Genomic DNA, 25,075 nt, shown 5'->3' on the forward strand with positions numbered 1-25,075 from the left:
TTTTAATTAATGACGGAAATGACGCATTCCCGTTAGCACCATCACCATATTGTGTTCATCTGCGGCATCGATCACTTCTTGATCACGCATTGAGCCGCCTGGGTGAATCACACATTCAATGCCTACTTTAGCAGCGGCATCAATGCCATCACGGAATGGGAAGAACGCATCAGACGCCATTACGCAACCTTTCACTTCCAAGCCTTCATCTTGTGCTTTAATACCCGCAATTTTGGCAGAATAAACACGGCTCATTTGCCCTGCGCCAATGCCGATGGTTTGATTATCTTTGGCATACACAATGGCGTTCGATTTCACAAATTTCGCCACTTTCCAGCAAAATAGTAAATCTTGCAGTTCTTTTTCTGTTGGCTTACGTTTGCTCACCACTTGTAAATCAGCAAGATCGACCATTCCTAAATCGCTATCTTGCACTAATAATCCGCCATTGACACGTTTGAAATCTAAGCGTTGCTGTGGCTCGCTATACCATTCGCCACATTCTAAAACACGCACATTTTTCTTCGCTTTCAACACGGCTTTCGCACTTTCTTGCACCACTGGCGCAATAATCACTTCAACAAATTGACGATCAACAATGGCTTGTGCCGTTGCTTCCTCTAAAGGACGATTAAAGGCAATAATGCCCCCGAAAGCGGAAGTTGGATCGGTTTGATAAGCGCGGTTGTAGGCGTCTAAAATATCCTCGCCTAAGGCAACACCGCAAGGGTTCGCGTGTTTCACGATAACACAAGCGGGTTCATTAAAACTTTTTACACATTCTAGTGCGGCGTCCGTATCGGCAATATTGTTATAAGAAAGGGCTTTGCCTTGTAGCTGTTTTGCAGTGGATACGCTGGCTTCTTTTTGTTCTTTTTCCACATAAAATGCGGCATTTTGATGGCCATTTTCCCCATAACGCATTGTTTGTTTACGAATAAAATTCAAATTCAAGGTGCGTGGGAATTGTCCGCACAAGGCATTTTGCTCTTCTTCATCGGCGGCAAAATAAGGTTTCACCAATTTACCAAAATAGTTGGCGATCATCGCATCATATTGTGCGGTATGCTCAAAGGCTTTGATGGCCAAATCAAAACGTGTTTCTAAGGTTAAACCATTTTGATTTTGATCCATTTCTGCCAAAATTGCGGAAAAATCCTGATTATTCACCACAATCGCCACATCTTTATGATTTTTCGCTGCAGATCGCACCATTGTAGGGCCGCCAATATCAATATTTTCTACTGCATCTTCAAGGGTGCAATCTGGTTTTGCCACGGTTTGGGCAAAAGGATAAAGGTTCACCACCACCATATCAATAGGATCAATCTGGTGCTGCGCCATTACTTCATCATCAACCCCACGGCGTCCTAAAATACCGCCGTGAACTTTCGGGTGCAGGGTTTTCACCCGCCCATCCATCATCTCTGGAAAGCCTGTGTAATCGGATACTTCGATAACGGGTAAACCTTTTTCCATTAATAATTTTGCCGTGCCACCAGTGGAAAGCAACTTCACTCCACGTTGCACTAAGCCTTGAGCAAATTCCACAATACCAGTTTTGTCTGAAACACTAAGTAAAGCCTGACGAATTGGGCAATTTGGTTGCATTGAGATTTCCTTTAATTTAATGAAATGAAAAAACGTCCGCATTATAACGCAATCGTTTGCTTTTATGTAGCACGAAATCAAATTTCTTAACAAAAAACCAACAATTCAAGATTTCCATAGGCAAGGCGTACCAACAGTGCGGTGCATTTTTGAATTATTTTTCTTAAAAGACAAAAAAACCCGCTAGTGCGGGTTAAAATCAACAACTCTAAAAAAGACAAATTAGTTTTATTAGCTTTTCTTGCAAACTTTGTTATCTAATGCAAAAGCGCCAGCACCTAAGAAAACAAAGTTTAAGAAAACTAAAGAATATAATGCAGCAAGCTCACCTTTATTGACGATTGGTAATAACACGTTATCCAAAGAAGCGTGAATTTGGAAATAGGCCACCGCCATCATACCAGAAAGAATGAATGCCACAGGGCGGGTAAATAACCCTAAAATCAATAATGCGCCACCAACGATTTCTAACACACCGCCGATGCCCATCATTGAAAAGAGTTCCACAGCACCGTTTCCGCCAGTCATTGAAACTGGGTATTCAAAGAATTTTGAGGTGCCGTGTAACAAAAACATATAGCCTGCAATAATGCGTAATAATCCAAGTGCATAAGGGCTAATTTTATTTAATGAATTCATCATGTTTCCTTTAAAAATAATCTTACTCCAGTAAGAGCAAAAGAGCGCGTATCATAACGGAATTGCATTAATTACACAATTTACAATAATGAAAATCACTTTTTCTTATAAGTTAAAAATAAACGAAAAAAGTGCGGTAAAAAATCACCGCACTTTTGCTTTATTGTTTAGAGATGAATTAACGCCACGCTTTGTATTGGTTGATTAAACCGTTGGTTGAGCTATCGTGGCTGGTGATTTCGTTGTTGTTTTCAAGCTCTGGTAAAATGCGGTTGGCGAGCTGTTTGCCAAGCTCTACGCCCCATTGGTCAAAACTGAAAATGTTGAAGATCACACCTTGTGTGAAGATTTTGTGTTCGTACATTGCAATTAATGCGCCCAAGCTAAATGGGGTGATTTTTTGCAATAAGATTGAGTTAGTCGGTTTGTTACCCGTGAATACTTTAAATGGCACGATGTCTTTCACTTCATCAAGGGATTTACCTGCTTTGACAAATTCGGCTTCCACTTCTTCTTTAGTTTTACCAAAAGCAAGCGCTTCTGTTTGTGCGAAGAAGTTAGACAATAATTTTTGGTGATGATCTGAAAGTCGATTGTGGGTTTGCGCTGGGGCAATGAAGTCACAAGGAATTAAAATTTTCCCTTGGTGAATTAATTGATAGAACGCGTGTTGTCCGTTTGTACCCGGTTCGCCCCAGATAATTGGGCCAGTTTGGTAATCCACCACTTTGCCATCACGCCCCACGTATTTTCCGTTTGATTCCATATTGCCTTGTTGGAAATAGGCTGCGAAACGGTGTAAATATTGGTCATAAGGCAAGATAGCTTCTGTTTGTGCACCAAGGAAATTGGTGTTCCATAATCCCACTAAGGCAAGGGTGGCTGGGATATTTTCAGCGAGTGGTGCATTGCGGAAATGTTTATCCATTTCGTGCGCCCCCGATAACAAGGCTTCAAAGTTTTCAAACCCGATAGAAAGGGCGATAGATAAACCGATGGCTGACCATAAGGAATAACGTCCGCCAACCCAATCCCAGAATTCAAACATATTTGCGGTATCAATGCCGAATTTTTCTACTTCTTTTGCGTTAGTTGAAAGTGCGGCAAAATGTTTTGCAATATGCGCTTCATCTTTTGCACTGGCTAAGAACCAATCACGAGCAGAATTTGCGTTGGTCATTGTTTCTTGCGTGGTGAAAGTTTTTGATGCCACTAATACCAGTGTGGTTTCAGGGTTCACTTTTTTCAAGGTTTCCGCAATATGCGTACCGTCCACGTTAGACACAAAGTGCATGGTGAGATGGTTTTTGTAAGGGCGTAAGGCTTCAGTTACCATATAAGGCCCTAAATCTGAACCGCCGATACCGATATTAATCACATCGGTAATGGCTTTGCCTGTATAGCCTTTCCATTCGCCTGAAATCACGCGGTCGCAGAAAGATTTCATTTTGGCAAGCACGGCATTCACTTCTGGCATCACATCTTTGCCGTCCACTAATACTGGGGTATTTGAGCGATTGCGCAATGCGGTATGTAACACGGCACGGTTTTCTGTGCGGTTAATTTTTTCCCCTGTGAACATTGCTTCTGTTGCTTCTTGCAAGCCACATTCTTCCGCTAATTGACGTAATAGTCCTAAGGTTTCTTGGGTGAGATTATTTTTTGAGTAATCCACCAAAATCTCATTATCAAAGGTTAAAGAATACGCTTTAAAACGATTTGGTTCTTGTGCAAATAATTGCTGAATCGTGGTTTCGCCTAGGTTGCTTTTGTGTTGTTCTAAGGCTTTCCACGCTTGAGTGGTAGTTGGGTTGATGTTTTTCATTTGAGTTTCCTTTTATCAAGTTTAATTAAAATTAATCCACATATTCCGTCAAAACTCGTGGGGTAAGTTTTGTTATTAATTCATAACTTAAAATGCCACTTATTGCTGCGATTTCTTCAATAGGTAATTCCTTACCCCATAGGATGACTTCATCACCCACTTTATCTTGGCTGTCTTTGCCGAGATCTACGGTGAGCATATCCATTGATACTCTGCCTACAATTGGCACAAGACGACCATTAAGATAAACAGGTGTTCCCATTGGCATATCTCTTGGATAGCCATCGCCATAACCAATCGCAACGACACCAATTTTGGTGTCTTGTTCACTCACCCATTTTCCGCCATAGCCTACGGGTTCGCCTTTTTTATGATCGCGCACTGCAATCAATGATGAAGTCAACGTCATTACTGGAATTAAGCCGTATTCTTGACTTGGCACATTGTTCGGGGAAATGCCATATAAAATAATGCCAGGCCGAATCCAATCTAAATGTGCTTCGTGCCAAAATAAAATCCCCCCTGAGGCCGCAATACTGCGCTCTCCTGCTCTATTTTCGGTAGCTTGAAGAAAGGCGTTAAGTTGTTTTTGCGTGTAATCGGATTCTAATTCATCGGCACGGCTAAAATGACTGACGAAACCAAAGTGCGGTTCAATATTTGGACATTTTTCAAGGGATTGGCAAAATGCTGCCACTTCATCTAAAGCAACACCAAGTCGATGCATTCCTGTATCAATTTTAAGCCAGACTTTAATCGGGTTGGGCAAGTCAGCTTGCTGTAAGGCTTGTAATTGCTCTTTATTATGCACGATAGTTTGGATATTATTCACCGCAATAATCGGCAAATCTTTGGCACGGAAAAAACCTTCTAATAACAAAATAGGCTTGGTAATGCCGTTGGAACGCAACGTCAGTGCTTCTTCTAAGCGTGCCACCCCAAAACAATCGACAAATTCTTCCAATACGGACGCCACAAATGCCACACCGTGTCCATAGGCGTTGGCTTTTACCACAGCAATCACTTTACTATTTGGTGCTTTTTGTTTGATCACCATAATGTTATGTTTTAATGCGTGCGAACTAATTTTTGCCGTTGCCGGTTTTACATCAATCATTATACTTACTCATGAATATATTCGGGTTGTTCTTGAAGATTGTCAAAACGGGAAAATTGTCCATTAAATTTTAACCGCACTTTACCAATTGGGCCATTACGTTGCTTACCAATAATAATTTCTGCAATGCCTTTTTGTTCCGAATTATCGTTATACACTTCATCACGATAAATAAACATTATCAAATCCGCATCTTGTTCTATAGATCCTGACTCACGCAAATCTGAGTTTACAGGACGCTTATCTGCGCGATTTTCCAAGGTACGGTTCAGCTGAGAAAGGGCAATCACCGGCACTTCCAGCTCTTTGGCTAAGGCTTTCAAGGAACGTGAGATTTCTGCAATTTCTAAAGTTCGGTTATCAGAAAATGCAGGAGCTCGCATTAACTGCAAATAATCCACCATAATGAGGCTCAATCCACCGTGTTCGCGATACACTCGCCGAGCACGCGAGCGCAATTCTGTAGGTGTCAATCCTGAAGAGTCATCAATATATAAGTTTGGATTTTGCTTGAATAGGCCTACGCTACTGGCAATTTTAGACCAATCCTCATCATCTAGCCCTTGCCCTGTTCTAATTTTGGTTTGATCTACACGAGAAAGTGAGGCTAATGTTCTCATCATAATTTGTTCTGATGGCATTTCTAAACTAAATACTAAAACAGGCTTATCTGATTCTAATGCCGCATTCTCACACAAATTCATTGCAAAGGTAGTTTTTCCCATCGATGGACGGGCTGCAATAATAATTAAATCGGAAGGTTGCAGACCTGCTGTTTTTCGATCCAAATCGAAAAAGCCAGTACTCACTCCTGTTACACCGTTATTATGTTCAGACTTACTTAAAAACTGAATTTTTTCTACTGTTCCGCGTAAAATATCCACTACATTTTCAGGGCCTTCTCCCTTTGTTGTTCGTTTCTCGGCAATAGTAAATACTTCGCGTTCTGCTTCATCAAGAATTTCTTTAACATCACGCCCTTTAGTTTGATAACTCATTTCCGCAATTTTGTTACTGGACGCAATAAGCTCACGCAAAATAGCTTTTTCGCGTACAATATCAGCATAAGTCAGCACGTTCGCAGCACTTGGCGTGTTTTTGGAAAGTTCTGCTAAATAAGCAAAACCGCCCACTTCTTCACTTACTCCTTCATTTTTCAAGGCTTCATCTAATGTTAATAGATCTACAGGTTGATTATTACCAATCAAATTCATAATCTGTTGAAAAATCAACCTATGCTCAAAGGTATAAAAATCGTCTGCAATAATTCTCTCAGAAACAGCATCCCAATGTGTATTGGTAAGCAGCATACTACCAATCACCGCTTGTTCAGCTTCAATAGAATGGGGAGGTATATTAATCTGTTCAACTTTCCTATCTTTTAATGCTGAAGGTGAAGAAAATTGTTTGGCCATAAATTCGTGTCTAATTAGTATAATAATCTGCTCTTATCATATACTAAATCAAGGTGATAATTAAGAAAAAGAAAAGAGAAAATCTAAAATAAAAATAACATCACACTAAACCGAGAAAAGCTTGGCAATATTGGCAAGATATATGACATTATGAAAAAAGTGCGGTGGAAAATCACCGCACTTTAATGCTCTAAGGTGTATAGAACATAGCTGAACCAGGCCCAACAGGTAAACCAAATACAAAGACCCAGACAAAGAAGAGTGCTGACCAAGCAATAAGGAAAGAAATAGAATAAGGTAACATCATTGAAACGAGAGTTCCAACACCTGCATCTTTTTTATACTTAATCACCGTTGCCATAATTAATCCAAAATATCCCATCATTGGCGTAATAATATTAGTAACAGAATCTCCAATACGGTACGCCGCTTGAATCACTTCTGGTGCATAACCTGCAAGCATTAACATTGGCACGAAGATTGGCGCTGTTACCGCCCATTGTGCTGAAGCGGATCCAATCATTAAATTAATAAATGCACAAATAAGAATAAATCCGATAAATAATAGTCCACCGTGTAATCCTAATTGATTAAGAAAATTAGCACCTTTTACGGCAATAATTTGACCAATATTAGTCCAATTAAAAAAAGCTATAAATTGAGATGCAAAGAAAATGATGACTAAATAAAGCCCTAAGGAGCTCATTATCTCTGTCATTGCATTTACTACATCTTTATCGCTGCGAATACTTTTTACAACGAGTCCATACACTATACCTGGTATCGCAAATAGAACAAAAATAAATACCACGATAGATTTCAAGAATGGTGAACCGGTGACTAACCCAGTTGTTGGATTACGCAAAATCCCATTTTCAGGGACAACACTTAACGCAAGTAAAGCACTACAAAATAGAAAAGTTAAGCCTGCAAAAAATAATCCTCTACGTTCTAATGGTGTAATGCTAGCTGAATGTTGTTGCTCAATTTCCTGTTGGCTTAGGCTGCCTTTATATTCACCTAATTGAGGTTCAACAATCTTTTCTGTAATAAAATAGCCAATGATAGAAATGAGAAAGGTGCTGACAAACATAAAATACCAGTTTGCTTCTGCTCCAACCACATAATTTGGATTAATAATTTGCGCTGCCTGTTGCGTGATTCCAGCTAACAATGGATCAATTGTACCTAACAATAAATTAGCGGAATAACCTCCTGAAACACCTGCAAAGGCTGCAGCTAAGCCTGCTAATGGGTGGCGGCCTAAAGAATGGAAAATAATGGCTGCGAGTGGAATTAACACTAAATAGCCTAGCTCAGCGGCCATGTTGGACATTATTCCAGCAAACACTATCGCTAATGTCGTTAATTTACGAGGCGCTTTTAGCACAACCAAGCGCATCGCAGCTGAAATTAATCCTGATTTTTCTGCAATCCCAACCCCTAACATAGCAACCAATACCGTGCCTAATGGTGCAAAATTAGTAAAATTTTTTACTAGATTCGTCAGAATTTTAATTAATCCCTCTTGGTTTAGTAAACTGACTATATAAATTACCCCATCTGCACTACGCCCCTTGGCACCTTCTGGACGAGGATCTAATGCTGAAATACCAAAATATTCACCTAACGCAGAAGTTAATAAGAGCAATGCGATTAAAATAATAAATAATGTAACGGGGTGGGGCAAGGCATTGCCTAGCCATTCAACAGTTCGCAGAAACTTGCTTTCTTTTGATTGAATTTTCTCTACTGCCATATTAATACCTCATTAATGCTAAAAACAAATATAACTCATCTTTAACTTACTGATTTTTTAATAAAAAATCTACTCTATGGCATAGAACAAAATGGCATAATATATAAAAGAAATGACTTTAGAAATGAGGGGAAATAGATATGAAAGTGCAGTAATTCTTTACCGCACTTTTTATTTAATATCCTTCACTTAACATATTTGGCAAAAATGTCTTTTGTTTAATACGTCTAACTCTGGTTTGAATATCGCCATCAGGATACAGTTCAAGTTCACGCCATCCAGGCTGTGCACAATCTAAGGAAAAACTGTTGTTATCTGGTTTAAATTGAATACAAGTTGATGGTGTGGCCATCACTTTATAACCTTGCCATAGCGCATCCATTGATTGATGAATATGACCATATAAAATTCCCTTGACATTATTAAACCCTGATAGCACATTTGCGAATTCTAAGGCATTACGTAGGTTATGCTGGTCTAACCAAGCACAATTAGTAGATAAAATATGATGGTGCAATACAATTAAAGAATGGCGCTGTGGATAATTTTTCAATTTTTGATCTAAAAACGCCAACTGTGCAGATTCTAATTTTCCATGCGGTACGCCATACACTTGGCTATCAAGCATAATTATCTGCCAATATTTGCCGAATAAAATATGTTTAGCAGGACTTATTTGACCATTATTATCATTGAGTATCTCAAACATTTTCGGCTGATAATCGTGATTACCTGGTATCCAAAATACGCTTTTTCCTAGTTTACTTATACTTTGGCAAAATCTTAGATAGCCTTCATTACTACTGTCTTGCACCAAATCTCCAGTAGCCAACACTAGCTCGTAATTGAACTCACTTTGTTTAATTTCCTCCAAGACTTGATTAAAACTAGCCTGTGTATTAATCCCAAGTAACTCGCCATTTTCATCATTAAATAAGTGAGGATCTGTGATTTGAATCAAACGCACAATCTCTTCATTTGTTGAACATATATAGGTATTGCTCAAAATACCTTCTCCTCTTAGCCAAAATAACTATTAAAAATAGTAAATAAGTTACGGATCTGAAAAAATTGCATTATGAATATCACAAACGGGGTAAACAGATCATATTCTACGCTTAAATTTTTATCAAAAATTCGATCCAGCTCACATTTTTGACCATTCCTTTTGTAAAGAAAGGTAATTTAATTGTAGCCACAGCAAACCTGTAACCGCTAAGCCATTATCAATCTTGCCATTACACACCCATTCATAGGCTGTTTGGCGCGGGATAACATGAACGCGAATATCTTCATTTTCTTCTGCCAATCCGTGAATACCTTGTGCTTTTTGGCTATCGACTTTGCCGACAAAAAAATGAATGCGTTCCACAATGCCCCCTGGACTATCCCAAAAGCTCATTACTTCACGCAAATGTTCTATTTGTACGCCTGCTTCTTCTTGGCTTTCACGCTGCGCCACTTGATCGGGCTGCTCACCGTCTTCAACCATACCAGCAATTAGTTCTAAAAGCCAAGGGGATTGGCTAAGCTGTGGGTTATAAGCACCAATCCGCACCTGCTCCACCATTACTACGCTATCCGCATCAGGATCATAAGCCACAACCACAGAAGCGGCACCTTTCACCAGCAACTCACGGATTACCACGCCACTTTCACCGCCAGCAAACAACTTATGCTTAAAATAAACTTTTTTCAAATTAAAAAAACCGTTATAAAGCGGTTCTTCGTTGATGATTTCAATATCCTGTTGGGTAAATTGCTGTAATTCGGACATAATTTTTCCTCGCATAAAATTTTGCTAAGAATACGCCAGTTTTTTGCAAAAAAAAATGCAAATTTTCTTATATTTGTTGAAAATTTGACCTTGTTCACAAAATTGTCGACAAATCGGCTAACTTTTTTTCAGACGATTAGAGCTAACCAAAAATAAAGCTATTACCATTAACAAAATAGCTCCTGAAAACAGTAAACTATTTATTGGGCTAGAATGATCCACAATGATTAAGCGCACCATTGCGGTAATCCCGATATATAAAAAATAACGCAGTGGAAAGTGATAGTCAGTTTTGAAATATTTTACAATCAAGGCTAAAAACTCAAAATAAAGAAAATACACTACAATTTTTTCCACCAATAGATACGATGCCTCTTTTGATTGCTCAAATAACACAAGGACTAAGCCATAAGTTTCTTTAGCCAGAAATACCACCAAAATTAAGGCGAGAATAAGTAAGGAAACATTCAGGATCCACTGCAAAAAGGATGAAATTCCTTGTGGAAAAAAATGTTTTTCATTCATTTCAATTTTCCTCATTAAATAAAAAATCAGATAAAAAATCGCTCAAAAATTTCAGGTAATTGCTTAATTAATGTTGCCTTGCCTGCCACCTCTTGGTCTTGCCAAGATTGCGCTAAAATCTCAGGACTAAAATGGGCGCGAGCCTGCTCTGCCATTGGTAAATAACTGATATGCCAAGGTTCATAACCAATCTCTAATCTCGCAGGCATCTGTGAAAAAGGAAAGGCAAAATCAAATTTTGCGACATTTTCTTGCAGCCACTCGCTGAGTTCAGCAAAATAACCGCCTTGTATATATTCCCAAGGCTCAAGTTGTAATTTTTGAGCTGCTGGCAATAGATCTGGATCAAAAATATCTACTTCCGTTCCCCAATGATGACGGCTGCCCCCTGGTAAAGCTGACCAGCGTAAAATTGCTTGGCATTTTTCCCAATCAGAACAATAGGATAAGTCAAGTGCTTGCCCTTCATCATTATGCACTTTACGCTTGCCGGCAAATTTATCATTCCAGATCATTTGCTGGCGTTGGAAATCACGAAAGCTACTCGCAGGCTGTAAATTAAAGCCATTTTTCACCGCACTTTGCTGTAAGTCTTGAAACGCTTTTAACGCATTCGCTTCAAGAAAATGCTGATTAGAAAAAGGACAAGGCAACACCACTAAATGCTCACGGGATTTTCCCGTCAGTGTAGCAGCGTTAAATGGGCTTTTCATTCGATATCCTTATCCAGTAAATTCACCAACATTTGCTGATACACCTCGCCTAGCGTAGCAAGATCTTGGCAACTCACGTATTCATTGACTTTATGGATTGTCGCATTTAACGGCCCAAGTTCCACCACTTCCGCGCCCATTAAGGCAATGAAACGGCCATCTGACGTGCCGCCGCCCGTTTCAAGTGCGGGGGTAATTTTGGCAATTTTTTCTAAACTATCTACCACAGCATTCACTAGCTTGCCCGGTTTGGTTAAAAATGGCTTGCCCGATAAATTCCATTCAATCCGATAATCAAGCTGATGTTTTTTCAACATTTGTTCTACGGTTTGCTTGATTAGCTCGTCTGTTACTTCGGTGCAATAACGCAAATTAAACTGCACATAAAACTCCCCTGGGATCACATTATTACTGCCTGTACCTGCTTGGATATTAGCAATCTGCAAACTGGTTGGGGGGAAGAATTCATTGCCTTGATCCCATTGGTAAGTGGTTAATTCTTTTAGGAAATCAACGGATTTATGAACCGGATTATCGGCTAAATGCGGGTAGGCAACGTGGCCTTGCACACCTTGAATATACAGATTGCCTGTAATGGATCCGCGGCGACCATTTTTCACGACATCGCCCAATTTCTCAGCACTTGAAGGTTCACCAACCAAACAATAATCAATTTGCTCACCGCGTGCCATCAGGGTTTCCACCACGCGCACCGTGCCATCTTTTGCCGCTGCTTCTTCATCGGAAGTAATGAGCAAGGCGATCGTCCCTGTGTGATTCGGATTGGCTTTCACATAATTTTCTGCCGCCACAACCATTGCAGCCAGCGATCCTTTCATATCCGCCGCACCACGTCCATACAACATATCATCGACAATTTTGGCTGAAAACGGGGGATATTGCCACTGGCTCTCATCGCCCACTGGCACAACATCAGTATGCCCAGCAAAGGCCACCACTGGACCTGTTGAGCCGTGTTTCGCCCATAAATTTAACGTATCATTAAAAGGCAACCACTCAATTTGAAAACCGATTTCTTCTAAACGATCGGCAATTAGTTTTTGACAGCCTTGATCATCAGGACTAATTGAAGGACGTTGGATCAGCTGTTGCGCTAAGGTAACGATTGTTTCTTTCATTGCTTAACCTTTCTTACTTGCCAAAAGCTTGATCGTATGCCGTGGCATCAAAGCCGATTAACGCAATGTTATCTTGTAAAATAATCGGGCGTTTAATCAACGTTGGTTGTTCAAATAACACCTCAAGTGCGGTGCTTTTTGACAGATTTTTTTTCACTTCATCAGTTAAATTACGCCAAGTCGTACTGCGTTTATTGACTAAATTTTCCCACCCAAACTGGCTTTCAGCCTTTTCCAACCAAGCCTTATCCAAGCCATCTACACGATAATCGTGCAAACGATGTTCAATGCCATTATCCGCCAACCATTTCAACGCTTTTTTCACCGTATCGCAATTTTTAATGCCATAAACTGTAATCATTTTTTGTCCTATGATCTTTAATTAGCTAATGGGCGGGCCTATATGCCCGCCCCTAAATATTAATTATATTGATATAAAATTTATCTAAATACTTTGTTGTAATAAAATTCTGCTCAAATTCGCAGAGTGGGCTAAAGCCCACCCTACTTCACTATGTGTCCGCCCTTTTACAAAAATTATTACTTCAACAAATACGCTTTCAATATTGCAAAATCATTATCCATTTCATCTGAAAGCAATGGTAATTTATTGTGTTTATCCAGGGCTTCTGGCAATGGTAATTCGGTGGATAAAATTCGCTCTACGCTTTCTTTGAATTTTGCAGGGTGTGCGGTGCAAAGGAATAACCCTGTTTCACCCGGTTGCAAATCTGCTTTTAATACACCGTAGGCAATCGCGCCGTGCGGCTCGCATAAATAGCCCTGTTCATTCATTGCACGCAATGTTTGTTCTGTTTGTGCATCATTCATTGCTGCTGAATGTAGTTCTGATAATGTCCAGCCGTTGCGTTTAAATAATTCTTCCACACGTGGCCAGTTGTTCGGGCGGCTTACGTCCATTGCATTTGATAAGGTTGCAACGGTGTCATTTGGCGCCCATTCGCCAGTGCTTAAATAACGTGGCACGGTATCGTTCGCATTGGTTGCTGCAATAAAACGTTTGATCGGTAAGCCCATTGTTTTAGCAATTAACCCTGCGGTGAGATTACCAAAGTTACCGCTTGGCACAGAAACCACAATGTTTTCACGCTCAGCTGTTGGCAGCTGTGCTACCGCTTCAAAATAATAACAAACCTGCGCTAATAAACGGCTAATATTAATAGAGTTAGCTGAATTTAAGCCGATAGCTTGGCGAAGTTCTGCATCATCAAACGCCTGTTTAACCAACGCTTGGCAATCATCAAAATCACCGTTAATGGCAACAGTACGGATATTTCCGCCTAAGGTGCAGAATAATTTTTCTTGTAATGGGCTGATTTTGCCTTTTGGATATAAGATCACCACGTCAATATTTTCTAAACCATAGAATGCGTGCGCCACTGCCGCACCAGTATCCCCTGATGTTGCCGTTAAAATGGTGATTTTTCCATCGCCACGCACGGCAGCAAGGGCTTGTGCCATAAAACGTCCACCAAAATCTTTAAAGGCAAGAGTTGGACCGTGGAATAATTCTAAGGCGTAAATATGATCTGCCACGTTTTCTACTGGAGCAGGGAAGGTAAAGGCGTTTTTCACCAGTTGAGCCAGTTTATCCGCTGGAATTTCATCACCAATTAATGCCCCTAAGATTTTCTCGCTACGCTCAACCAAAGGTAGCTCAAGCAAGGCATCAATGTTGTCTAAGTGCGGGATAATTTCAGGGAAAAATAGCCCTTGATCTTTGCCTAGCCCTTGGCGTACTGCTTGAGCGAAATTTACCTGTTCTTCAGGGTGTTTGATGTTGTATAAGTTCATAATTGTTCCATTTTATTTTTGGTTAAAATTCTGTGTTTAAAATGCTTTTATTTTTAAGATGTATAACGAGTTTCGCCCGTTGAGCGACTCCCTTTCTTTTCTAAAAATTTTATTTCCATTCAGGTAATTTATATGGGATGAATGTTCTCATTAGCCCAATTCTCTTGCGCCTTGGTTATCTACTTTACAAACGTGGACGAAGCCTTCGTTGTTTTGTAGATAATGGTTTTCCAAATAGGTGGCCACTTTGCTGGCGGTGTTTAAATCTGGCGCGATGGCAAACATTGTTGGGCCTGATCCTGAAATGCCAGAAGCCAGTGCACCAAGATCGCGTACCGCTTGTTTTACTTCAGCGAAATTTGGCAATAGTGCTTCACGATAAGGCTCCGCAATCACGTCTTTCATCATATAGGCAGCTAAGGCTTCCTGTTGCGTATGGCACGCGTGAACAAAACTACCTAAATGACGGCCGTGTGTAATCACGTCTTGACGTGTGTAGCTCTTCGGCAAAATGGCTCGTGCTTCTGAGGTAGAAACTTCAATGCCAGGGTAGGCCAACACCCAATACCAGTTATCAAAAAATGGCAACTGCTGACAAATATTGCCGAGCGATTGTACCATTAATTGCACACCACCTAAATAACAAGGGGCAACATTATCATAATGAATTGAGCCTGAAATACGCCCTTCCAGTTCCCCCATCATTTCTAATAATTCCATTTTAGAAAAAGGTTCATCATGGAATTTATTTAACGCCACTAAAGCAGCCACAATAGAACACGCGCTTGAGCCTAAGCCTGAGCCAATTGGCATATTTTTTTCCAGCGTTAAACGCAGTGGTTTCACTGTGCCGTTGCGTAATTTTAAGCGTTCACTAAAAAGCACATAGGCTTGATACACAATATTTTTTTGCGGCTCTTTTGGCAATTTACGCACAAAATAGCCCGCACTTTCTAACTCAAAGCCTTGGTTGATTGCCTCCACTTGCACCACATCGCCCAATAATGAGCCGTCAATTGGGGACACCGCCGCCCCCAACGTATCAAAGCCCACGCTGATATTCGCACTGGATGCTGGGGCGTAAATTCGTAACATAAATGCTCCTTAATTATGTAATGTTCTTAAAATATCGGCGAAGATCCCTGCCGCAGTTACCGCATTTCCTGCACCATAACCACGCAATAATAATGGGATTGGCTGATAGTAGCGGGTGTAGAATGCTAAGGCATTTTCACCATTTTTCACTTTATACAGTGGATCATCTTGCCCTACTTCTACAATCGATACTTTGCATTTGCCGTTTTCAATTTGTCCAACATAACGCAGTACTTTGCCCTCTGCTTTCGCTTTTTCCACGCGAGCTTTAAATTCGGCATCAAGCTGTGGCAACATTGCCATAAATTCGTTCACCGATTTGCCTTCCGCAAAACCTTTTGGCAACACGCCTTCTACTTCCACATCGCTTAATTCTAATTGTAAGCCTGCTTCACGGGCTAAAATAAGCAATTTACGTGCCACATCTTGTCCAGAAAGATCATCACGCGGATCTGGCTCAGTAAAGCCTTTTTCACGGGCTAATGTGGTAACTTCTGAAAGGGATAAGCCTTCTTCCAACTTACCAAAAATAAAAGAAAGCGATCCAGATAAAATGCCACTAAAGCGGATTAATTCATCGCCTGCAGCTAGTAAATTCTGCAAGTTTTCAATCACTGGCAAGCCTGCGCCCACATTGGTTTCATACAAGAATTTATGTTGACTTTTACGCGCATTTTCACGCAATAAATTGTAGTAAGCAAGTTCTCTGGTATTGGCTTTTTTGTTTGGCGTAACCACGTGAAAGCCTTCGCTTAAAGCACGCGCATACAAGCCTGCAACACTTTCCGCTGACGTACAATCCACAAACACCGGGTTCACAACGTGGTGCAATTTAATGAAAGAAAGCAACACGTCAAAATCAGAAGGTTGTGTAGCATTCTCTAAATCGTCTTGCCACTCATCAAGATTCAAGCCATTAGCATCAAGTAACATTTTATTTGAGTTTGCAATGGCACAAACGCGGATCTCAATGTCCTTTTTGGATAAATAATCTCGTTGATTTTTTACCTGCTCGATTAATTCGCTGCCTACGCCACCTACGCCAACAAGAAAAATGTCCACCACTTTTTTATTATTAAAAAGGGCTTGGTGCGTTGCTTTCACAGCTTCAATGGCTTTATTTTGTGGTACGACAGCAGAAATAGAACGTTCAGAAGACCCTTGAGCAATCGCTACAATGCTGATATTCGCCTGTGCTAATGCAGAGAAGAAATGGGCTGCAATCCCTTTCGCTTGACGCATTCCCTCCCCTACTACGGAGATAATGGAAAGATCTTTGATCACTTCAATTTCTTCTAAATCTTGATTTTTCAGTTCTTGAGCAAATTCCACTTCCAACGCATTTTTTGCCACCTCTGCTGCTTTCACCGGCACACAGAAGCTAATACTATATTCCGATGAAGATTGCGTAATTAAAATAACAGAAACACTTGCTTTCGACATAGTAGAAAACACCCTAGCCGCCATTCCCACCATTCCTTGCATTCCCGGCCCTGACACATTAAACATTGCCAAATTATCAAGGTTAGTTATCCCTTTTACTTGTAATTGTTCTGATTGTGCGTTGCTGTCAATGATAGAACCTTTGGCATCTGGATTACCCGTATTTTTAATGAGGCAAGGAATATTAGCTTGCGCTAATGGCCCAATGGTGCGAGGGTGAATGACTTTCGCCCCAAAATAAGAGAGTTCCATTGCTTCGCGGTAAGAAAGGCTTGGCAATAAATGCGCATCAGGCACAAGGCGTGGATCACAGGTAAACACACCGTCCACATCTGTCCAAATTTCGCACACTGATGCATTTAGACAAGCGGCCAAACAAGCCGCAGAATAATCTGAGCCGTTACGCCCTAATAAGACCAATTCACCTTTATCATTACCGGCGGTGAAACCGGCCATTAGCACCACGTTATTTTTTGGAATGCTCGCCACATTAATACGTTTGGTAGATTCTTCAATATCCACTGAAGATTCTAAATAGCTTCCTTGCGCTAATAATTTTTCCACGGGATCAATCACCGTAACTTGGTAACCACGAGCTTCAAACCACGCTTTCATCATTGCAATGGATAATTTTTCACCACGGCAATCAATAGTGGCTTTTACCGCATCGTCCAACACGCCTTTGGCACGAATTTCTGCCAATAATTCTGCAATTTGGGCAAATTCTGCATCAATCACGGCTTTACAGCCTGCAAGATCAAAATTTTCATTTTCGGCATATAAGCCATTAATAATGGTATAGAAAATTTCAAGTGCTTGATTAAAATCGGTATCGGTTGGAAGGTTTTGGCTGGCTTTTTCAGAAAGGGCAACAAGGTAATTTGTGATCTTGGCAGGGGCGGATAACACGCCAGCTGCTTGCTCTTCTAAATGAGCTTTTTCGATCAATCTTGCCGCTTGCGAAAAGCGTTCTGGATTGGCAAGGGAAGTGCCACCAAATTTTAAAACACGCATAGAAATCTCCTAAATATAATATTGTGAATATAAAAAATCCTTATAAAAAAACCCGCACTTTTTATAATGCGGGTTTTCTGTGATCCTGTTTTTAACGCACTAACCCGCCCCATTCATCGTAATAATGGTAATAATGGTGGTGGTAATCATTGCGATTGTGCGTTGCATTGTGCTTCAATTTCCTTACAAAAATGAGTGTTGTTAGAAATACCGAAATTTTAACGGCTTGTCAAACGGAAAATGAATAATATAGAATAAATTTCTGTATTTTTTCCAAATTAATAAAAACAGGTCATCATTCAATGAATATTCAACAAAATCTGCAACAGGTTCAGCAACAAATTCAACAAGCCTGCCAACAGGCCAATCGCACCATTTCAGACGTTAGCCTACTGGCAGTGAGCAAAACCAAGCCCGTTGAGGCTATTTTGCAGGCCTACCAAGCTGGACAACGGCAATTTGGTGAAAACTATGTGCAAGAAGGTGTGGAGAAAATTGAGTATTTTGAAAGACACAATGTAGATTTAGAATGGCATTTTATCGGCCCACTGCAATCGAATAAAAGCCGTTTAGTGGCAGAACATTTTGATTGGATGCAAACCCTTGATCGTGCCAAAATCGCCGATCGTCTTAATGATCAGCGTCCCCATTACAAAAAGCCGTTAAATGTGCTGATTCAAATTAATATTAGCGATGAAAGCAGTAAATCAGGTATTCAGCCTGTGGAAATGTTGGATTTGGCAAAACATATCAAAAATCTACCGCACTTATGTTTGCGTGGATTAATGGCAATCCCCGCACCAACAGATGATATTCATCAACAAAAACACGCTTTTATGCAAATGCAACAACTTTTCCAACAGCTTCAATGCTCACTTCCTGAATGCCAAATTGACACCCTTTCAATGGGAATGTCGGACGATTTAACGGCTGCCATTGAATGTGGTTCAACAATGGTTCGCATTGGCACAGCGATTTTTGGGGCAAGAGACTATAGCAAATAAGCAAAATTTGAGATAAAACTCTGTAATGCTTTTTACCCCTGACTATGGCATAATGCCTACAATTTTTTGATGACTGGAGATGATTATGCGAATTTTACATACGATGTTACGCGTGGGCGATTTAGAGCGTTCGATTAAATTTTATCAAGACGTGTTAGGTATGCGTTTATTGCGTACCAGCGAAAATCCAGAATATAAATATACCCTTGCCTTTTTAGGTTATGACGATGAAGACAAGGCTTCAGTGCTTGAATTAACCTACAACTGGGGCGTACACGAATACGATCTCGGCAATGCTTACGGGCATATCGCGATCGGCGTGGACGATATTTATGCCACTTGCGAAGCCGTTCGCCAAGCAGACGGAAAAGTAACTCGTGAGCCAGGCCCAGTAAAAGGCGGCAAAACAGTGATTGCATTCGTAGAAGATCCTGACGGTTATAAAATCGAGTTTATCGAAAATAAAAATGCGCAAGCAGGATTAGGCAACTAATCTAAAATAAGTTGTTAAAAGTGCGGTGGAAATTTTCCTAAATTTTACACCGCACTTTTATTCTTATAATTGATTTGATATTGATAAATATATGACAAATAGCGAAGAATCCATTAATTATAATTTGCTGAAAAACCGCTTTCGAGGCTATTTGCCCGTAATTATTGATGTAGAAACCGCAGGCTTTAACGCCAAAACGGATGCGTTGCTTGAAATTGCGGCGATTACAGTAAAAATGGACGAAAGTGGCTGGCTACTGCCCGATCAAAAATGCCATTTCCATATCCAACCTTTTGAAGGGGCGAATATCAATCCTGATTCGCTAAAATTTAATGGCATTGATATTGATAATCCTCTACGAGGGGCAATTTCAGAAAATATCGCCATTAGTGAATTGTTCAAAATGGTGCGTCAGGCGCAAAAACAAGCAGAATGCCAACGTGCCATTATTGTGGCGCATAATGCCACGTTCGACCAAAGTTTCTTAATGGCGGCGGCGGATCGCGTGCAAGCAAAACGCAATCCATTCCATCCATTTGGAATGTTTGATACTGCCACATTAAGCGGATTTATGTTCGGTCAAACGGTTCTGGTGAAAGCCTGCCAAGCGGCGAACATTCCTTTTGATCATAGACAAGCGCATTCCGCTTTATATGACACAGAACGCACCGCAGAATTATTCTGTTATATGGTGAACCACTTAAAACATTTGGGCGGTTTTCCGCATATCGTAGCAAAATAAGTGCGGTTATTTTTTTAATTATTTTTCATTTTTCTCTTAAATAAGGACAATACAATGTTACTTTCCAATCCTGTTGTGATTTCTATCATTGTATTGCTTGCATTAAGTTTATTGCGCATTAACGTGGTGATTGCTCTAATCATTTCCGCGCTAACCGCTGGCTTATGCAGCAATTTAACAATGAGCGAAACGATTCAAACTTTCACGGGCGGCTTAGGCGGTGGTGCTGAAGTGGCAATGAACTATGCCATTTTAGGCGCATTTGCTGTGGCGATTTCTAAATCCGGCATTACGGATTTGCTCGCTTTCAAAGTTATCCAAAAACTCGGCCATTCGCCAAACGGACTTTCAATGACGGCGTTTAAATATTTCGTCTTGGCGGTGTTGGTGATTTTCTCCATTTCATCACAAAACTTATTGCCTGTACATATTGCTTTTATTCCTATTGTGATCCCGCCTTTACTCACCATTTTCAATAAATTGAAAATTGACCGCCGTGCCGTAGCTTGTGTGCTAACCTTTGGTTTAACTGCCACTTATATGCTCTTGCCTGTAGGTTTTGGAAAAATCTTTATCGAAAGCATTTTAGTGAAAAATATTAATCAAGTGGGTGAGCATCTTGGTTTACAAACAAGTGTTGGAGAAGTTTCACTAGCAATGGCCCTGCCTGTGACGGGTATGATTTTAGGCTTACTCACCGCCGTGTTCATCACCTATCGCAAACCAAGAGAATATGCAGTTTCAAACAACAACCTTAGTACGCAAGAAATTGAACAGCATATTGCGAACATCAAACCGTTCCACGTTAGCACTAGCATTGTTGCTATTGTAGTAACCTTTGGTTTGCAACTTTTTACCGACTCGACCATTATCGGCGGTTTGGCAGGCTTAATCATTTTCGCTGTCTGTGGCATTTTCAAACTGAAAGAAAGCAACGATATTTTCCAACAAGGCTTACGCCTAATGGCAATGATCGGCTTTGTGATGATTGCTGCATCAGGATTTGCTGCGGTGATTAACGCCACTGGCGGCGTAACCCAATTAGTGGATACATTCAGCCAAGGCTTAGGTGCAGACAACAAAGGATTAGCCGCCTTGTTAATGTTAATTGTGGGCTTGTTTATCACAATGGGCATCGGGTCGTCTTTCTCTACTGTGCCAATTATCACTTCAATTTATGTGCCACTTTGCTTAACTCTTGGATTTAGTCCATTAGCGACCGTTTCTATCGTAGGCGTGGCAGCCGCACTTGGTGATGCCGGATCACCCGCTTCCGACTCCACGCTTGGCCCAACATCAGGCTTAAATATGGACGGCAAACACGATCACATTTGGGATTCTGTTGTACCAACCTTTCTTCACTACAATATCCCATTAATCATTTTCGGCTGGCTAGCTGCAATGTATCTATAAGTAATGTTAGACAAAAAATAGGCTGAAAAGGACATCATAAGATGTCCTTTTTTATGCGATAATCTCCTCGCTACTCAATCTCACTAAATCAACATTGAACAAAAAAATGAATAAAACGCAACTCATTCAAGCATTACGCCAAAAAATTACGCAATGTTATCAGCAATATCCCATGTCTGATACCGAAAAAATCTATGCAAAATTTGACCGCTCTTTATTTAGTGAAGATTTTCAGCTATTCAAATTTTATCGTGCCGAATTAGACAACACCATTGCTCAAATAGCACGTTTACAAGAAAATGAACAAGCTCAATGCCAATTTTACAGTGAAAAATTACTGGCACAGCTACAAGCTTTATTGGATGCGATTAAACAAAATAAATCAACTCCAAAACTGGGGACTGAACCCAATTATTTCGCGCCCACAAAAGACAAAATGAAACATGCTATTCACAGTCTTCCGCCCAGAGAACGTTTAGTAAAATACTATGAGGCCTTACAAGCATTGAATCAAAAAATTAAATATCAGGAAGATCAATATATTCAATCAACAGATTTATTAAAGAAACACCACTATAGACAACAGATCAGCCATACCAAACAGCGACGAGATCGTTGTTTGCAAGCCATTGAAAATTTAGAGGAGTATTTATACTTATCAGAAAAATAAAAGGCTGATTGTGCTCAGCCTCTCTTAGAAAAACAATGGTAAAATAAATTTAAATCACATTATTTCACTTGGATTGTTAAATCATAATCAGCCGTTTTCCCCTTTCTTGCGGAGTTACGTGGCTGAACAATGCGTACTTCGTATTCTTTGGTTTCGGGTAAGGTATATGACTGACCATACACATAATCATCATAACCAAATAAAAATGCTTCTGCATCGCCATTAGTATTTAACGTTAAAGTCAATAGCTGTCCCTTTTTACCTGCAACTTTATAAGAATCAAAATCATAACCACTAATTTTACCTTTTACTTGGTGAGTAAACTCCTCTGATTGTATTGATTTTTCTACTTTTGGTGCTACTTGCGGTATGTTTTTTTCAACAGCTGGTGTCTCCGTCTTAACCGGCGTTATTTGTTTAGGATCTGAACAGCCTGCTAAAACTACTGTCGCAGTTACAAATAAAGTGGTTAAAGACAAGTTTATTTTTTTCATAATGTTCTCCAGTCTAGAGTTTTTAAGCATTTATTGATCAATAAGTCTCAAATTAAGACAACGATAAAAATAAAAAATTCAATTTCTAATGGGTAAAAATTACTTGAACCAAAAACATATATAATCCTGTACCTGCACTCATTGATAAAAACATATTCTTTTTCCAAAAATGTAAGCCCAACACAACGGCACCAGCAATAAAATCAGGTGCGCCAAGATAAGATGTGGACAAATCAATATTTTTGTAGCAATAGACTACCAACATACCAAACATCGCTGCTGGTAATACTTTACCTAAATAACGAATATAAGGTGGAATAGGCCGATCTGCAGGAAAAAGAAGGAACGGTAAAATACGAGAAATCTGCACAGCTAAGATCGCTACGCCAATAGTGATAATCTGCTCATTTAATGTCATTTAGTCCACCTCTTCCAATTTACTCGCAAGCTTTGGTCGCCATATAGTAAGTACAATTAATATCCCAACAAGTGTTGGTATTAAAAAATGTTCCTTCCCGACTAAAACTAAACAAACGAAAGCAACGATTAAACCTAACAATGAGCTTTTATGAGATTTTTCTTTTCGCCAATTTTCAGCAAAGATGACTAAAAAAAGCGCGGTCATCGCAAATTCAATACCTTTTAAATTAAAAGGTATTACGTCGCCAAATAGATTGCCTATTACAGCTCCACTTACCCAATAACAATGTAAATACAAGCTGACGAAAAACATATACCACCCTTTATCCAATAAAGGTGAAATTTTTGCCATATAATTGAGTGAAAAACTTTCATCAACAAGAGTGGAAATAAGATACCAACGCTTTTTTCCTAATTTAGGGTGATATTTATCTAGCATTGAAACGCTATAGAATAGCTGACGTAAACTGACAATCAAAGTCAGCAAAAAAGTGTGTAGTGGAGAAAATGTCATCAATAATGCACCTGCCACAATAAACTCAACAGATCCTGCATAAATGAATGCCGCCATAAACAAAGGATAAAGCACGCCAAAGCCTAACGCTTTCATATATAGACCATAAGCAAATCCAAGAAAAAGAAAACCAATCATCATTGGAAAAGAATAAGGAAATGCGGCTTTCGCTGCTGTCCAAATAGGACGGTGCGGTATAGGCTGATAGCTACTCATCTAAAACAGATAATCCTGGTAAGGTTGAAAAACTTTGTGCTTTTACAGTTTGATAAAAATCGTCAATAAATGCAATTTCCGCATCAATTTCTCTAAATGCTGCATACAAATTACTATACAACCCATTATGAGTAATTTTTTTCGCGACAATATAGCCACGATCCAGATACGGTTTTGCAGCCCAAAATGGTAACGCTGCAATTCCTCGTTTGCTAGCAACTAACTGAATAATCGCAATGGTTAATTCACTGGTGCGACGTGTCGGATTAATGCCTTGTGGGTGTAGTACTTTTTTTAGCAAATCTAGCATATCGTCAGGCACTGGATAAGTAATTAAAGTTTGATCGATAAAATCTTCCGCTTGCCAAATATCTTTACTAGCTAACAGGTGATCTTTGGCACACAAGCCCACCATTTCATAAGAAAACAATGGCTTATGCACAATGCCTGCTGTATCCTCAATTTCCGATACCACCGCCCAATCCGCTCGATGACTAAGCAACAACCCCACCGTATCAGTATGAAAGCCAGATACAATATCTAGTTCAACTAATGGCCAATTTTTACGAAAACTATCCATTGCTGGCATTAACCAATCAAAACAAGTATGGCATTCCACCGCAATGCGTAACTCTCCAGCCTCACCTTGCTTAACTCGCGCAAGATCTCGCTCAGCTTCAATAACCTTAGGCAAAATGTCATTGGCTAATTTAATTAAGCGTTCTCCAGCTGCCGTAAAATGTAAAGGCTGGCTTTTACGCTCAAATAAAGGCAAGCCGTACTGTTCTTCTAGCAACTTAATTTGATGAGACAGTGCAGACTGGGTTAAATATACCCGCTTAGCCGCTAAAGAAACGCTCCCTGTTTCTTTCAATGCTAAAAGCGTTTTCAAATGGCGAAGTTCAAGAAATATCGGTTTCATCACAACATTAAGATAAAAAATAAGGTATAAAATTATACACAAAATCCACCGCACTTTGTGCGATAAACGTTAAAGTGCGGTGGATTTTTCCTCAATTTTTTAATGATGTTTGCTTAAACGATTAAAATGGGCGAAATTGTAGCACTGCACAATGATTTATATAAACAAAGTAAGCGAACTAAAGTGGGGTGCTTTTTGAATAAATTTTCCGCCATTATATGTACATTAATTTAATTCATACAAAACGTGAAAATTATGACGTTGCATAATACTGAGCCTTTCGGCATTATTAGACGCAAG

General features: G+C 39.9%; 24 protein-coding genes. 5 read left to right on the forward strand and 19 right to left on the reverse strand.

What is annotated here, in order from left to right:
• Positions 1–6: 6 nt before the first annotated feature.
• The 15 genes from purH to thrA all read right to left on the reverse strand — a co-directional run bounded on the left by purH (position 7) and on the right by thrA (position 17,887).
• Positions 7–1,611 (reverse strand): bifunctional phosphoribosylaminoimidazolecarboxamide formyltransferase/IMP cyclohydrolase, encoded by a 1,605-nt coding sequence (gene purH / locus L5B71_RS03375; protein ID WP_265756975.1) that lies wholly within the window; start codon positions 1,609–1,611, stop codon positions 7–9.
• A gap of 231 nt (positions 1,612–1,842) precedes the next feature.
• Positions 1,843–2,250 carry a DoxX family protein gene (locus L5B71_RS03380; protein WP_103854912.1) on the reverse strand — a complete coding sequence of 136 codons (408 nt, stop codon included), beginning with the start codon at positions 2,248–2,250 and terminating at the stop codon, positions 1,843–1,845.
• Between the two features lie 178 nt (positions 2,251–2,428).
• Positions 2,429–4,075 carry a glucose-6-phosphate isomerase gene (gene pgi, locus L5B71_RS03385; RefSeq protein ID WP_265756978.1) on the reverse strand — a complete coding sequence of 549 codons (1,647 nt, stop codon included), beginning with the start codon at positions 4,073–4,075 and terminating at the stop codon, positions 2,429–2,431.
• 31 nt (positions 4,076–4,106) lie between these two features.
• Complete coding sequence (gene alr, locus L5B71_RS03390) at positions 4,107–5,192, reverse strand: alanine racemase (RefSeq protein ID WP_265756980.1); 1,086 nt, start codon at positions 5,190–5,192, stop codon at positions 4,107–4,109.
• Positions 5,193–5,197: 5 nt separating this feature from the next.
• Positions 5,198–6,607, reverse strand: a complete 1,410-nt coding sequence (locus L5B71_RS03395) for a replicative DNA helicase (protein WP_265756981.1) — start codon at positions 6,605–6,607, stop codon at positions 5,198–5,200.
• Between the two features lie 190 nt (positions 6,608–6,797).
• On the reverse strand, positions 6,798–8,366 hold the full coding sequence (locus L5B71_RS03400) for an AbgT family transporter (protein ID WP_265756982.1): 1,569 nt from the start codon (positions 8,364–8,366) through the stop codon (positions 6,798–6,800).
• A gap of 175 nt (positions 8,367–8,541) precedes the next feature.
• Complete coding sequence (cpdA, locus tag L5B71_RS03405) at positions 8,542–9,372, reverse strand: 3',5'-cyclic-AMP phosphodiesterase (protein WP_265756983.1); 831 nt, start codon at positions 9,370–9,372, stop codon at positions 8,542–8,544.
• A gap of 141 nt (positions 9,373–9,513) precedes the next feature.
• Positions 9,514–10,143: an ADP-ribose diphosphatase gene (nudF, locus tag L5B71_RS03410; RefSeq protein WP_265756984.1), complete on the reverse strand. Its 630-nt coding sequence runs from the start codon at positions 10,141–10,143 to the stop codon at positions 9,514–9,516.
• Between the two features lie 117 nt (positions 10,144–10,260).
• On the reverse strand, positions 10,261–10,683 hold the full coding sequence (gene psiE / locus L5B71_RS03415) for a phosphate-starvation-inducible protein PsiE (protein ID WP_265756985.1): 423 nt from the start codon (positions 10,681–10,683) through the stop codon (positions 10,261–10,263).
• An 11-nt stretch (positions 10,684–10,694) separates the two neighbouring features.
• Positions 10,695–11,381, reverse strand: coding sequence for a M15 family metallopeptidase (locus tag L5B71_RS03420; protein ID WP_265756986.1), 687 nt, complete (start codon positions 11,379–11,381; stop codon positions 10,695–10,697).
• Positions 11,378–12,520, reverse strand: coding sequence for a succinyl-diaminopimelate desuccinylase (gene dapE / locus L5B71_RS03425; RefSeq protein WP_265756987.1), 1,143 nt, complete (start codon positions 12,518–12,520; stop codon positions 11,378–11,380). The genes L5B71_RS03420 and dapE overlap by 4 nt, the downstream gene beginning before the upstream one ends.
• A gap of 13 nt (positions 12,521–12,533) precedes the next feature.
• Entirely contained in the window at positions 12,534–12,881 is a 348-nt protein-coding gene (locus L5B71_RS03430) for an ArsC family reductase (RefSeq protein WP_264255441.1), read from the reverse strand.
• Between the two features lie 179 nt (positions 12,882–13,060).
• Positions 13,061–14,335, reverse strand: a complete 1,275-nt coding sequence (gene thrC / locus L5B71_RS03435; RefSeq protein ID WP_265756988.1) for a threonine synthase — start codon at positions 14,333–14,335, stop codon at positions 13,061–13,063.
• 150 nt (positions 14,336–14,485) lie between these two features.
• The gene (gene thrB, locus L5B71_RS03440; RefSeq protein ID WP_265756989.1) at positions 14,486–15,430 is read right to left on the reverse strand and encodes a homoserine kinase; all 945 of its coding nucleotides are present in this window, start codon (positions 15,428–15,430) and stop codon (positions 14,486–14,488) included.
• 9 nt (positions 15,431–15,439) lie between these two features.
• Positions 15,440–17,887 carry a bifunctional aspartate kinase/homoserine dehydrogenase I gene (thrA, locus tag L5B71_RS03445; RefSeq protein ID WP_265756991.1) on the reverse strand — a complete coding sequence of 816 codons (2,448 nt, stop codon included), beginning with the start codon at positions 17,885–17,887 and terminating at the stop codon, positions 15,440–15,442.
• A gap of 302 nt (positions 17,888–18,189) precedes the next feature.
• On the opposite strand from thrA, the gene L5B71_RS03450 reads away from it, so the two are divergent.
• The 5 genes from L5B71_RS03450 (at position 18,190) to priC (ending at position 22,209) form a co-directional block, all read left to right on the forward strand.
• Positions 18,190–18,891: a YggS family pyridoxal phosphate-dependent enzyme gene (locus L5B71_RS03450; protein WP_265756992.1), complete on the forward strand. Its 702-nt coding sequence runs from the start codon at positions 18,190–18,192 to the stop codon at positions 18,889–18,891.
• 85 nt (positions 18,892–18,976) lie between these two features.
• Complete coding sequence (gloA, locus tag L5B71_RS03455) at positions 18,977–19,384, forward strand: lactoylglutathione lyase (RefSeq protein ID WP_265756994.1); 408 nt, start codon at positions 18,977–18,979, stop codon at positions 19,382–19,384.
• A 91-nt stretch (positions 19,385–19,475) separates the two neighbouring features.
• Positions 19,476–20,126, forward strand: a complete 651-nt coding sequence (gene rnt / locus L5B71_RS03460) for a ribonuclease T (protein ID WP_265756995.1) — start codon at positions 19,476–19,478, stop codon at positions 20,124–20,126.
• 54 nt (positions 20,127–20,180) lie between these two features.
• Positions 20,181–21,539: a Na+/H+ antiporter family protein gene (locus L5B71_RS03465; RefSeq protein WP_265756996.1), complete on the forward strand. Its 1,359-nt coding sequence runs from the start codon at positions 20,181–20,183 to the stop codon at positions 21,537–21,539.
• 106 nt (positions 21,540–21,645) lie between these two features.
• Positions 21,646–22,209, forward strand: coding sequence for a primosomal replication protein PriC (priC, locus tag L5B71_RS03470; protein WP_265756998.1), 564 nt, complete (start codon positions 21,646–21,648; stop codon positions 22,207–22,209).
• A gap of 59 nt (positions 22,210–22,268) precedes the next feature.
• Here priC and L5B71_RS03475 read toward each other — a convergent pair whose 3' ends face one another.
• The 4 genes from L5B71_RS03475 to L5B71_RS03490 all read right to left on the reverse strand — a co-directional run bounded on the left by L5B71_RS03475 (position 22,269) and on the right by L5B71_RS03490 (position 24,775).
• Positions 22,269–22,703: a hypothetical protein gene (locus L5B71_RS03475; RefSeq protein WP_265757000.1), complete on the reverse strand. Its 435-nt coding sequence runs from the start codon at positions 22,701–22,703 to the stop codon at positions 22,269–22,271.
• 85 nt (positions 22,704–22,788) lie between these two features.
• Complete coding sequence (locus L5B71_RS03480) at positions 22,789–23,121, reverse strand: branched-chain amino acid transporter permease (RefSeq protein ID WP_265757001.1); 333 nt, start codon at positions 23,119–23,121, stop codon at positions 22,789–22,791.
• Positions 23,122–23,853 carry an AzlC family ABC transporter permease gene (locus L5B71_RS03485; protein ID WP_265757002.1) on the reverse strand — a complete coding sequence of 244 codons (732 nt, stop codon included), beginning with the start codon at positions 23,851–23,853 and terminating at the stop codon, positions 23,122–23,124. It abuts the gene before it with no gap.
• Positions 23,846–24,775: a LysR family transcriptional regulator gene (locus tag L5B71_RS03490; RefSeq protein ID WP_265757003.1), complete on the reverse strand. Its 930-nt coding sequence runs from the start codon at positions 24,773–24,775 to the stop codon at positions 23,846–23,848. The genes L5B71_RS03485 and L5B71_RS03490 overlap by 8 nt, the downstream gene beginning before the upstream one ends.
• Positions 24,776–25,075 lie beyond the last annotated feature (300 nt).

Origin of the sequence: Avibacterium sp. 21-586, from assembly GCF_026226775.1 — a bacterium.
Classification (GTDB): Bacteria; Pseudomonadota; Gammaproteobacteria; order Enterobacterales; family Pasteurellaceae; genus Avibacterium.

Excerpts from the sequence above, each read along its gene's own strand:
- L5B71_RS03490 (WP_265757003.1), bottom strand. The coding sequence starts at position 24,775 with ATGAAACCGATATTTCTTGAACTTCGCCATTTGAAAACGCTTTTAGCA.
- L5B71_RS03485 (WP_265757002.1), bottom strand. The coding sequence starts at position 23,853 with ATGAGTAGCTATCAGCCTATACCGCACCGTCCTATTTGGACAGCAGCG.
- thrA (WP_265756991.1), bottom strand. The coding sequence starts at position 17,887 with ATGCGTGTTTTAAAATTTGGTGGCACTTCCCTTGCCAATCCAGAACGC.
- rnt (WP_265756995.1), top strand. The coding sequence starts at position 19,476 with ATGACAAATAGCGAAGAATCCATTAATTATAATTTGCTGAAAAACCGC.
- dapE (WP_265756987.1), bottom strand. The coding sequence starts at position 12,520 with ATGAAAGAAACAATCGTTACCTTAGCGCAACAGCTGATCCAACGTCCT.
- L5B71_RS03480 (WP_265757001.1), bottom strand. The coding sequence starts at position 23,121 with ATGACATTAAATGAGCAGATTATCACTATTGGCGTAGCGATCTTAGCT.
- L5B71_RS03475 (WP_265757000.1), bottom strand. The coding sequence starts at position 22,703 with ATGAAAAAAATAAACTTGTCTTTAACCACTTTATTTGTAACTGCGACA.
- L5B71_RS03380 (WP_103854912.1), bottom strand. The coding sequence starts at position 2,250 with ATGAATTCATTAAATAAAATTAGCCCTTATGCACTTGGATTATTACGC.
- thrC (WP_265756988.1), bottom strand. The coding sequence starts at position 14,335 with ATGAACTTATACAACATCAAACACCCTGAAGAACAGGTAAATTTCGCT.
- psiE (WP_265756985.1), bottom strand. The coding sequence starts at position 10,683 with ATGAGGAAAATTGAAATGAATGAAAAACATTTTTTTCCACAAGGAATT.
- L5B71_RS03465 (WP_265756996.1), top strand. The coding sequence starts at position 20,181 with ATGTTACTTTCCAATCCTGTTGTGATTTCTATCATTGTATTGCTTGCA.
- gloA (WP_265756994.1), top strand. The coding sequence starts at position 18,977 with ATGCGAATTTTACATACGATGTTACGCGTGGGCGATTTAGAGCGTTCG.
- L5B71_RS03400 (WP_265756982.1), bottom strand. The coding sequence starts at position 8,366 with ATGGCAGTAGAGAAAATTCAATCAAAAGAAAGCAAGTTTCTGCGAACT.
- alr (WP_265756980.1), bottom strand. The coding sequence starts at position 5,192 with ATGATTGATGTAAAACCGGCAACGGCAAAAATTAGTTCGCACGCATTA.
- pgi (WP_265756978.1), bottom strand. The coding sequence starts at position 4,075 with ATGAAAAACATCAACCCAACTACCACTCAAGCGTGGAAAGCCTTAGAA.
- priC (WP_265756998.1), top strand. The coding sequence starts at position 21,646 with ATGAATAAAACGCAACTCATTCAAGCATTACGCCAAAAAATTACGCAA.
- purH (WP_265756975.1), bottom strand. The coding sequence starts at position 1,611 with ATGCAACCAAATTGCCCAATTCGTCAGGCTTTACTTAGTGTTTCAGAC.
- L5B71_RS03450 (WP_265756992.1), top strand. The coding sequence starts at position 18,190 with ATGAATATTCAACAAAATCTGCAACAGGTTCAGCAACAAATTCAACAA.
- thrB (WP_265756989.1), bottom strand. The coding sequence starts at position 15,430 with ATGTTACGAATTTACGCCCCAGCATCCAGTGCGAATATCAGCGTGGGC.
- nudF (WP_265756984.1), bottom strand. The coding sequence starts at position 10,143 with ATGTCCGAATTACAGCAATTTACCCAACAGGATATTGAAATCATCAAC.
- L5B71_RS03420 (WP_265756986.1), bottom strand. The coding sequence starts at position 11,381 with ATGAAAAGCCCATTTAACGCTGCTACACTGACGGGAAAATCCCGTGAG.
- L5B71_RS03430 (WP_264255441.1), bottom strand. The coding sequence starts at position 12,881 with ATGATTACAGTTTATGGCATTAAAAATTGCGATACGGTGAAAAAAGCG.
- L5B71_RS03395 (WP_265756981.1), bottom strand. The coding sequence starts at position 6,607 with ATGGCCAAACAATTTTCTTCACCTTCAGCATTAAAAGATAGGAAAGTT.